The following is a 9154-nucleotide window of genomic DNA, read 5'->3' on the forward strand; positions in this document are numbered from 1 at the left end:
CGCCCCGGCGGGGGCCGGGGCGGCGGGGCCGGCGGGTCAGGTGGCGGTGGGGAAGGCGAGTTCGCCGGCGGTGGACGCGGCGTGCGGCTCCGGCCACCGGGTCGTGACGGCCTTGGCGCGGGTGTAGAAGCGGACGCCTTCCGGCCCGTGGATGTGGGTGTCGCCGAACAGGGACGCCTTCCAGCCGCCGAAGGAGTAGAACGCCATCGGCACCGGAATGGGCACGTTGACGCCGACCATGCCGACGTGGACGGCGCGCTGGTAGCGGCGGGCCGCCTCGCCGGACGAGGTGAAGATCGCGGTGCCGTTGCCGTGCGGGTTGGCGTTGACGAGGGCGATGGCCTCGTCGAGGCTGCGGGCGCGCAGCACGATGAGGACTGGCCCGAAGATCTCCTCGGTGTAGGCGGGCAGGTCGGTGGCGACGTCGTCGAGCAGGCACGGGCCGAGGAAGTAGCCGGGCCCGGGGCGCCCCCGTCCGTCGACGACGATCTTGGCGCCGGCGGCCTGCGCGGCGTCGACGTGGCCGGTGACGCGGCGCAGGGCGTCCGCGCTGATCAGCGGGCCCATGTCGGAGCCGGGGTCGGTGCCGGGCCCGATCCTGACGGCGCGGGCGCGGTCGGCGAGCCGCGCGACGAGGGGGTCGGCGGCCTCGCCGACGGCGACGACGACGGAGATCGCCATGCAGCGCTGCCCGGCGGAGCCGTAGGCGGCGGAGGTGATCTGGTCGGCGGCGTGGTCGAGGTCGGCGTCGGGGAGGACGACAGCGTGGTTCTTCGCGCCGCCGAGGGCCTGGACGCGCTTGCCGGCGGCGGTGGCGGTCTCGTGGACGTGCCGGGCGACGGGCGTGGACCCGACGAACGACACGGCGGCGACGTCCGGGTGCCGGATGAGGGCGTCGGCGGTCTCGCGGTCGCCGTTGAGCACGTTGAACACGCCGTCGGGGAGTCCGGCGTCGGCGTACAGGTCGGCGATCAGCGCGGACGCGGACGGGACGCGCTCGCTCGGCTTGAGCACAAACGTGTTCCCCGTCGCGATCGCGACCGGGTGCATCCACAGCGGCACCATGACCGGGAAGTTGAACGGGACGATCCCCGCGCACACGCCCAGCGGCTGCCTGAACGAGTAGGCGTCGACGCCGGAGGAGACCTGGTCGGAGTACTCGCCCTTGAGGGCCGACGGGATGCCGCAGGCGAACTCGACGACCTCGCGGCCGCGGACGATCTCGCCGCGCGCGTCGTCGAGGACCTTGCCGTGCTCGGCGGTGATCAGCCGGGCGAGGTCGTCCTCGTGGCGTTCGAGGAGGTCGCGGAAGGCGAACATGATGCGGGCGCGGCGGGCCTGCGAGACGTCCTGCCAGGTCTCGAAGGCGCGGGCGGCGGCGCCGACGGCGGCGTCCACCTCGGCGGCGCGGCCGAGGGCGACCTCACCGGCCTGCTCGCCGGTGGCGGGGTCGTGTACGGGGGCGGTGGCGCCTCCGCCGACCTCGACACCGCCGATCCGGTGCTGAATCAGGCTCATGATTTCCTCTCACGGGTAGCGGCGCCGGCCTCACGGGGTAGCGGCGCTGGGGTCACAGGTAGCGGCGCTGGGCCTTCTTGGCGTCGTCGTAGCGGGCGCGGGCGTCGCGGGTGGCGGCGCGCCGCGAGGTCTCGGCGACGGGGACGTCCCACCATGCGTCGCTGCCGGGGGCGGGGGCGAGCGGGTCGGTCTCGACGTGGACGACGGTGGTGCGGGGCGAGGCGGCGGCCTTGCGGAGGGCGGCGCGGAACTCCTCGGCGCCGGTGGCGCGCAGGACGTCGGCGCCGAGGCTGGCGGCGTTGGCGGCGAGGTCGACGGGGATGGGTTCGCCGTCGAGCCCGGCGCCGGGGACGCGGACGCGGTGCCGGGTGCCGAACCGATCGGCGCCGACGCTCTCGGAGAGGTTGCCGATCGACGCGTACCCGTGGTTCTGGACGAGGACGACGACCAGCTTGATCCCCTCGGCGACGGCGGTGGTGAGCTCCTGCGCCATCATCAGGTAGGACCCGTCGCCGACGAGGACGTACACCTCGCGGGACGGGTCGGCCATCTTCACGCCGAGCCCGCCGGCGATCTCGTAGCCCATGCAGGAGTAGCCGTACTCGACGTGGTAGCCCTTGCGGTCGCGGGTACGCCAGAGCCGGTGCAGGTCGCCGGGCATCGACCCGGCCGCGCACACGACGACGTCGCGCGGCCCGGATTCCTCGTTGACGATGCCGATGACCTGCGACTGCGCGGGCACGGCACCGTTGTCGAACCCGTACGCGCCGTCGACGACGGCGTTCCACCGGGCCGTCAGGTCCCGCGCGCCGTCCCGGTGCGCGTCCGGGACGGTCCAGCCGGCGAGGGCCGCGTCCAGCGCGGTGAGCGCCTCCCGCGCGTCGGCGACAAGCGTGAGGCCGCCGAGCTTGAACGCGTCGGCGCGGGCGACGTTGACGTTGACGAACCGCACGTCCGGGTCGGCGAACAGGCTGTGCGAGGCGGTGGTGAAGTCGCTGTAGCGGGTGCCGATGCCGACGACCACGTCGGCGTCGCGGGCGAGCGCGTTGGCGGCGGTCGAGCCGGTGGCTCCGATCGCGCCGACGGCGGACGGGTGGTCCCAGGGCAGCGCGCCCTTCCCTGCCTGCGTCTCCGCGACGGGGATGCCGGTGCGTTCGGCGAACGTCCGCAGCGCGTCGGTGGCGCCGGAGTAGATGACGCCGCCGCCCGCCACGATCAGCGGGCGTTCGGCCGACCGCAGTGCGGCGCACGCGTCGTCCAGATCGCGGGCCTCCGGCAGCGGACGCGGGATGCGCCACACGCGCCGCGCGAACAGTTCCTCAGGCCAGTCGTACGCCTCGGCCTGCACGTCCTGCGGCAGCGACAGCGTGACCGCGCCGGTCTCCACCGGATCGGTGAGCACGCGCATCGCCGCCATCAGCGCGCTGGGCAGCTGCTCAGGACGGTTAATGCGGTCCCAATACTTCGACACCGGCTTGAAGCAGTCGTTGACGGACGCGTCGTAGGACCGCGCGTCCTCCAACTCCTGCAGCACCGGATTGGCGACTCGCCCAGCGAAGATGTCACCCGGCAGCAGCAGCACGGGCAGCCGGTTGATGGTCGCCAGCGCCGCACCCGTCACCATGTTCGTCGCACCAGGCCCGATGGACGTCGTACACGCGAATGTCGACAACCGGTCGTTCATCCGCGCGAACCCCGACGCCGTATGCACCATCGCCTGCTCGTTACGGGCCATGTAGTACGGCATCTCCTCGCCGTACTCCAGCAACGCCTGGCCAACGCCCGCGACGTTCCCGTGCCCGAAGATGCCGAAGCAGCCCGGGAAGAACCGCTGCTCCTCGCCGTCGCGCTCCGACCACTGCGCCGCCAGGAAGCGCACCAGCGCCTGCCCGACCGTCAACCTCATCGTCTTCTCCTTCACAGCGCCCCCCTCACAAAGCGGCCTCCTCACAAAGCGGCCCGGCTCACAGCGCGTCGACGGCCGCGTCCACCGCGCCCGCGACGTCGCCGTCCCTCGGGTACAGCAGCGACCGGCCGACGACCAGCCCCCGCACCGTCGGCAGCCGCAGCGCCCGCCGCCACCCGTCCAGCGCGGCGCGCGCGTCGTCGGCGACCTCGCCGCCGAGCAGCAGCGCGGGCAGCGTCGACGCGGCCATCACCCGTTCCATGTCCGGGACGACCGGGACCTTCAGCCACGTCCGCGCCGACGTGGTGCCGAGCGCGGACGCGATCGACACCGCCCGGATCATGGCCTCCGGCGTCAGCACGTTGCGGACGCGGCCGTCGACGCGGCGGGAGATGAACGGCTCCACCATCGCCATCAGCCCGTGCCCGGCGAGCGCGGACACCGCCCGCGCGCAGCCCTCCAGGGTGTCGGCGGTGGCGGGGTCGTCGTCGTCCACCCGCAGCAGCACCTTGCCGCCGTCCAGCCGGGACGCGGCGATCGCGTCCGCGCTGTAGGCGGTGAACCGGTCGTCGATCTCGAAGGACGCGCCGGCGAGGCCGCCGCGGTTCATCGAGCCGATCACGACCTTGCCGTCCAGCACGCCGAGGAGCAGCAGGTCCTCGACGACGTCGGGGGCGGCGAGCACGCCGTCCACGCCGGGGCGGTCGAGCGCCGTGCAGAGCCGGTCGAGCAGGTCGCCGCGGTCGGCCATGGCGTAGGGGTCGGCGCCGGCGGCGAGCGCGCCGCGCGCCGGATGGTCGGCGGCGACGATCATCAGCCGTCCGGTGGCGCCGGCGGGGGCCGGGCGCCGGGGCCTGCGGGCGGCGGCCTCGGCGATCGCCTCGGGCCGCTGCACCCGCGTCTCCGTCAGCGCGGCGATCCGGGAGCGCGCCGAGGACTCCGCCTGCGTGTCCACGCTCATGCGGGCACCCCGTCCAGGAGCGCTGCGACCTCGCCGTACTCCGGCATGGCGGCCGCGCAGGCGAGCCGCGACGCGACGACCGCGCCGGCGGCGTTGGCGAACGCGACGGTCCGCGCCAGGTCCCAGCCGGACAGCAGGCCGTGGCAGAGCGCGCCGCCGAACGCGTCGCCCGCGCCGAGGCCGTTGACGACCTCGACCGGCACGGGCGGCGCCTCCGCGACCGCGCCGTCCGCGCCGACCGCGAGGACGCCGTCGGGGCCGCGCTTGACGACGGCGAGCCGGACGCCCCGGTCGAGCAGCGCGCGGGCGGCCCGCATCGGGTCGGATTCGCCGACCGCGACCTCGCATTCGGCGAGGTTCCCGACGGCGACCGTCGCGTGTTCGAGGGCCTCGCCCGCCCAGCGGGACGCCTCGGCCGCCGACTCCCAGAACATCGGCCGGTAGTCCAGGTCGAGGACGGTCAGCGCGCCGCGCGGCCGGGCGCCGAGCGCGGCGAGCGTCGCGGTCCGGGACGGCTCGGCGCACAGCCCGGTCACCGTCGCCCACAGCACCCCGGCCGTCCCGATCGCGGCGAGGTCCAGCTCGTCGGCGCGGATCTCCAGGTCGGGGGCCTTGGGGAAGCGGTAGAAGTACAGCGGGAAGTCGTCCGGCGGGAACAGCTCGCAGAACGTGACGGGCGTCGGCAGGCCGGGGACGTCCGCGACGAACCGGACGTCCACCCCGTACCCGGCGAGCGCGCGGCGGACGAACCGGCCGAACGGGTCGGCGCCGGTCCGGGTGATGACGGCGGCGCGGCGCCCGTACCGGGCCGCGGCGACCGCGACGTTGGTGGCGCTGCCACCGAGGAACCGTCCGAAGCTCTCGACCTCGTCGAGTCCCACGCCGGACTGAAGCGGGTACAGGTCGACCCCGACCCGGCCCATCGTGATGACGTCCAGGGACGCCGGCGTCGCGGTCACGCCGCGATCCCGGCGAGGAAGTCCAGGCACGCGCGCACGTCCCCGATCGGCCCGGCGCCTTCGTCGGGCTCGCGGTCGAGGATGGTGTCCTGTTCGAGGACGTACCAGCCGCCGTACCCGGCGCCCTCGAGGGAGCGGACGATGCCGGCGATGTCGATGTCGCCGCCGCCGAGGGGCCGGTAGATGCCCTTGCGGACGGCGTCGGTGTAGGCGATCCGGCCCGCCTGGACGTCGGCGGCGAGCCCGGCGTCCACGTCCTTGAGGTGGACGTGCGCGATCCGCTCGGGGACGCGGGCCGCGAGCTCGCCCGGGTCGACGCCGCCGATGAGCAGGTGCCCGGTGTCGAGGCAGAGCGGGATCCCGGAGCCGTCCAGGACGCGCTGGACCTCGTCGGCCCGTTCCACCATCGTGCCGACGTGCGGGTGCAGGACGGCGCGGACGCCGGACTCGGCGGCGAGCGCGGCGATCCGGTCGAGGTTGGCGAGCAGCGCCGCCCAGCCCGCCGCGTCGAGCGCGGGCCGCTCGTCGTACCCGTCGAGCCCGTGCACCGCGGCGAGCACGAGCGTCAGCCCGTTCTCCGGGGTAGGGTTGGAACGTTCCACACCGAACGCGGTCAGGGTCCGCCGGATCTCCGGGAGCGGGTCGCGGGACGGGTCGTGCAGCACGGCGGGCGCGAACCCGCCGAGCGGGCGCAGCCCGTGGGAGGCGAGCAGGTCCGCGCGCTCGGCGGCATCGGCCGGCAGGAAGCCGTCCGGGCCGAACTCGGTGGCGGCGAGGCCGGCGGCGCCCATCTCCGCCAGCACCCGGGCGGGCGCCATCTGGTGGCCCCAGCCGGGCACCTCGCACACCCCCCAGGAGATCGGCGCTCCCGCGACGCGGTCTTTGATCATCGGCACTCCATCCCGGTGAAAGGCGACGCCGGCGCCGCGGCCGGCCCCGCCGAGTCTGCTGAAGCCGGCCGAGCCATGTCAAGAGTTTGTCCTGACATTATGAGGTAAGGAGGTTCGGCCAATCGCGGAGTATCATCCGTTGCGGGAGGCCCGCGAACGACCGGGACCGGAGGGAGCCGGGGTGTACCGACCGCGCGTGATCGTGGACCGCGGCAGCCCCGTGCCGCTCTACTACCAGCTGGCCCGCCAGCTCGAGGCCGCGATCCAGTCCGGCGAGCTGTCGCCCGGCACCCGGCTGGAGAACGAGCTGGAGATCGCCGAGCGCTGCGGGCTGTCCCGGCCGACCGTCCGGCAGGCGATCCAGCACCTGGTGGACCGCGGGCTGCTGGTGCGCAAGCGCGGCGTCGGCACGCAGGTCGTCCTGCCGGAGATCCGCCGCCCCGTCGAGCTGACCAGCCTGCACGACGACCTGGCGGCGGCCGGCGAGGAGCCGCACACCGACGTGCTGGAGTTCGGCCCGGTGCCCGCGGACGACCGGGTCGCGAAGCAGCTCGGCCTCGCGGCGGGCGACACCGTTCTCCGGATGCGCCGCACCCGGCACACCGGTGGCGAGCCGCTCGCGCTGCTCACCAACTACCTGCCCGACGGCCTGCTCAACGTCACCGCCGACGACCTCGCCCGGCACGGCCTGTACGAGCTGCTGCGCGCGAGCGGCGTGAACCTGCGGATCGCCAACCAGTCGATCGGCGCGCGCCGCGCGACGGCGGAGGAGGCGCGGCTGCTGGACGAGCGGCGCGGCGTCCCGATGCTCACCATGACCCGGACCGCCTACGACGACAAGGGCACCGCGATCGAGTACGGCTGCCACGTGTACCGGGCGAGCCGGTACTCCTACGCGCTCACGCTCGTCGAGCGCTGACGGGGCGCCCCGGCCCGGGCCGGCGGTGCGCGGAACCTCTTGATCGATTAGAGCGCTCTATTGAATTAGAGCGCTCTAACGCTTACGGTGCAGGGCATCCCCCCCACGACGAGCGCATCAGGAGGAACCCGATGCCCTTCGCACCGATCCGTCCGCACCGGCCCCGCCTCGCCGCCGCCGCGGTCACCGCGGCGCTGGCCGCCGCCGCGCTGTCGGCCGCGCCGGCGTCCGCCGACGGCGACGAGCTCGCCCAGGTCCACGCCCGCCTGGAGACCCCGGCCGTGTTCGACGACGACGCGGGCGGCAACGCCAACGCCGACGACCCCGCGATCTGGAACCACCCGTCCGACCACGGCGGCGACCTCGTCATCACCACCCTCAAGCAGGCCGGGCTCGCCGTCTACGACGCGTCCGGGCACCAGATCCAGCGGCTCGCCGCGCCGCAGCCGCCCCGCGACGGCGACGAGCCGGGCCGCTTCAACAACGTCGACCTGGTCTACGGGTTCCGGCTCGGCGACCGGAAGGTCGACCTCGCCGTGGTGTCCGACCGGGGCCGCGACACCGTCCGCACCTACGCCATCGACCCGCGCGCCGCACTGCGGCACACCGCGCCGCTCACCGACGTCACCGACGCCGCCGCGCCGTTCGTGTTCTCCTCGTCGCTCGACCAGGTCAACGACCAGGAGACCGCGTACGGGATCGCGTCGTGGAAGGACTCGCACGGCACGTCCTACGCCGCGCTGAGCCGCCGGCACACCCCGCGCGTCGGGATCGTCCGGCTGGAGGCGACGGCCGCCGGGAAGATCACCTACCGGCACGTCCGGGACGTCGACCTGCCGTCGTCGTTCGCGCTGCCGGGCGGCGGCACGTGGACGCCGTGCGAGGACCCGGGCCGCGGCCCGCAGGTCGAGGGCATGGTCGCCGACGAGGAGCACGGCGTGCTGTACGCCGCGCAGGAGGACGTCGGCATCTGGCGCATCCCGCTGGACGGCGGCACGCCGCGCCTCGTCGACAAGGTCAAGGACTTCGGCGTGCCCGCGACCTACAACCCCGAGACCGAGGAGTGCGAGGTCAGCGGCCCCGACCCGGGCGCCGGCGGCACGCACATCACGCCGGACGCCGAGGGCCTCACGATCTACCGCAAGGACGACGGCGAGGGCTACCTGCTCGCGTCCAGCCAGGGCGACAACACCTTCGTCGTCTACGACCGCGAGGACAACGAGTACCTCGGCCACTTCCGCGTCGCGCCCGGGACGGGCGCCGACGGCTCCGAGGAGTGCGACGGCGCGATGGTGACCAGCGCCCGCGTCGGCGACTTCAAGAACGGCCTGCTGGTCGTGCACGACGGCTTCAACGCCCCCGACGAGACGGGCCCGGACGGCGAGGTCCGCACCAACACGAACTTCAAGTTCGTCGACTGGAAGTCCGTCGCCGACCCCCTCGACCTGGACATCACCCCCGGCGCCTGGGACCCCCGCGACTGACCCCCCTCGTTGAGCTGTGGCGTGCCGCCCTCATGAACGGCTTCATGAGGGCGGCACGCCACACGTGAACGCGGGGAGCCGAGGGCTGGTTGGATCGGGGGCAGGCACGTGAGTGGAGGACGTTGATGGCCCATCCGACCTTGGAGGACGTCGCCGCGCGCGCGGGGGTGTCGCGGGCGCTGGTGTCGCTGGTGATGCGCGGCTCGCCCAAGGTCGGCAAGGAGCGCCGCGAGGCCGTCCTCAAGGCGGCGGACGAGCTGGGCTACCGGCCCAACGTGATGGCGCGGGGCCTGGCGGCGGGCCGCACCGGCATGGTCGGGGTGCTGGCCGCCGACCTCCACGACCCGCTGTTCGCGGCGCTCCACGACGGGCTGGCGGACGAGGCCGCGCGGCGCGGCGTCCGGGTGCTGCTGGCCGGTGGCGGCGGGCGCCCGGCGCGCGAGCGGGCCGCGCTGGGCGAGCTGCTCGACCTGCGGCTGGACGGGCTGCTCCTCGCCGGCCCGCGGATCGCGGCGGC

Annotated in this window: 8 protein-coding genes; 3 read left to right on the forward strand and 5 right to left on the reverse strand. The window is 74.4% G+C overall.

Going from position 1 to position 9154, the window contains the following annotated elements; genetic code table 11:
• Positions 1–36: 36 nt before the first annotated feature.
• The 5 genes from F9B16_RS46080 to F9B16_RS46100 are packed head-to-tail and all read right to left on the reverse strand — an operon-like array spanning position 37 to position 6234.
• Complete coding sequence (locus F9B16_RS46080) at positions 37–1518, reverse strand: CoA-acylating methylmalonate-semialdehyde dehydrogenase (protein WP_151546600.1); 1482 nt, start codon at positions 1516–1518, stop codon at positions 37–39.
• A 52-nt stretch (positions 1519–1570) separates the two neighbouring features.
• Entirely contained in the window at positions 1571–3424 is a 1854-nt protein-coding gene (iolD, locus tag F9B16_RS46085) for a 3D-(3,5/4)-trihydroxycyclohexane-1,2-dione acylhydrolase (decyclizing) (RefSeq protein ID WP_151546601.1), read from the reverse strand.
• Between the two features lie 58 nt (positions 3425–3482).
• Positions 3483–4385 (reverse strand): Cgl0159 family (beta/alpha)8-fold protein, encoded by a 903-nt coding sequence (locus F9B16_RS46090; RefSeq protein ID WP_151546602.1) that lies wholly within the window; start codon positions 4383–4385, stop codon positions 3483–3485.
• Positions 4382–5344, reverse strand: coding sequence for a 5-dehydro-2-deoxygluconokinase (iolC, locus tag F9B16_RS46095; RefSeq protein ID WP_264159868.1), 963 nt, complete (start codon positions 5342–5344; stop codon positions 4382–4384). The genes F9B16_RS46090 and iolC overlap by 4 nt, the downstream gene beginning before the upstream one ends.
• Positions 5341–6234: a TIM barrel protein gene (locus F9B16_RS46100; RefSeq protein WP_151546603.1), complete on the reverse strand. Its 894-nt coding sequence runs from the start codon at positions 6232–6234 to the stop codon at positions 5341–5343. Before F9B16_RS46100 ends, iolC begins: the two co-directional genes overlap by 4 nt.
• Before the next feature lie 181 nt (positions 6235–6415).
• On the opposite strand from F9B16_RS46100, the gene F9B16_RS46105 reads away from it, so the two are divergent.
• The 3 genes from F9B16_RS46105 to F9B16_RS46115 form a co-directional block, all read left to right on the forward strand.
• Entirely contained in the window at positions 6416–7153 is a 738-nt protein-coding gene (locus F9B16_RS46105) for a GntR family transcriptional regulator (protein WP_151546604.1), read from the forward strand.
• Positions 7154–7284: 131 nt separating this feature from the next.
• Positions 7285–8637: a phytase gene (locus F9B16_RS46110; RefSeq protein WP_151546605.1), complete on the forward strand. Its 1353-nt coding sequence runs from the start codon at positions 7285–7287 to the stop codon at positions 8635–8637.
• A 125-nt stretch (positions 8638–8762) separates the two neighbouring features.
• The coding region (locus F9B16_RS46115) for a LacI family DNA-binding transcriptional regulator (RefSeq protein ID WP_151546606.1) at positions 8763–9154 on the forward strand (392 nt) is incomplete at its 3' end.

The sequence above is a fragment of the Actinomadura montaniterrae genome (assembly GCF_008923365.1).
GTDB lineage: Bacteria > Actinomycetota > Actinomycetes > Streptosporangiales > Streptosporangiaceae > Spirillospora > Spirillospora montaniterrae.

Bases quoted from the DNA above. Each gene is read 5' to 3' on its own strand.
- F9B16_RS46080 (WP_151546600.1), bottom strand. From the start codon at position 1,518: ATGAGCCTGATTCAGCACCGGATCGGCGGTGTCGAGGTCGGCGGAGGC.
- iolD (WP_151546601.1), bottom strand. From the start codon at position 3,424: ATGAGGTTGACGGTCGGGCAGGCGCTGGTGCGCTTCCTGGCGGCGCAG.
- F9B16_RS46090 (WP_151546602.1), bottom strand. From the start codon at position 4,385: ATGAGCGTGGACACGCAGGCGGAGTCCTCGGCGCGCTCCCGGATCGCC.
- F9B16_RS46100 (WP_151546603.1), bottom strand. From the start codon at position 6,234: ATGATCAAAGACCGCGTCGCGGGAGCGCCGATCTCCTGGGGGGTGTGC.
- F9B16_RS46110 (WP_151546605.1), top strand. From the start codon at position 7,285: ATGCCCTTCGCACCGATCCGTCCGCACCGGCCCCGCCTCGCCGCCGCC.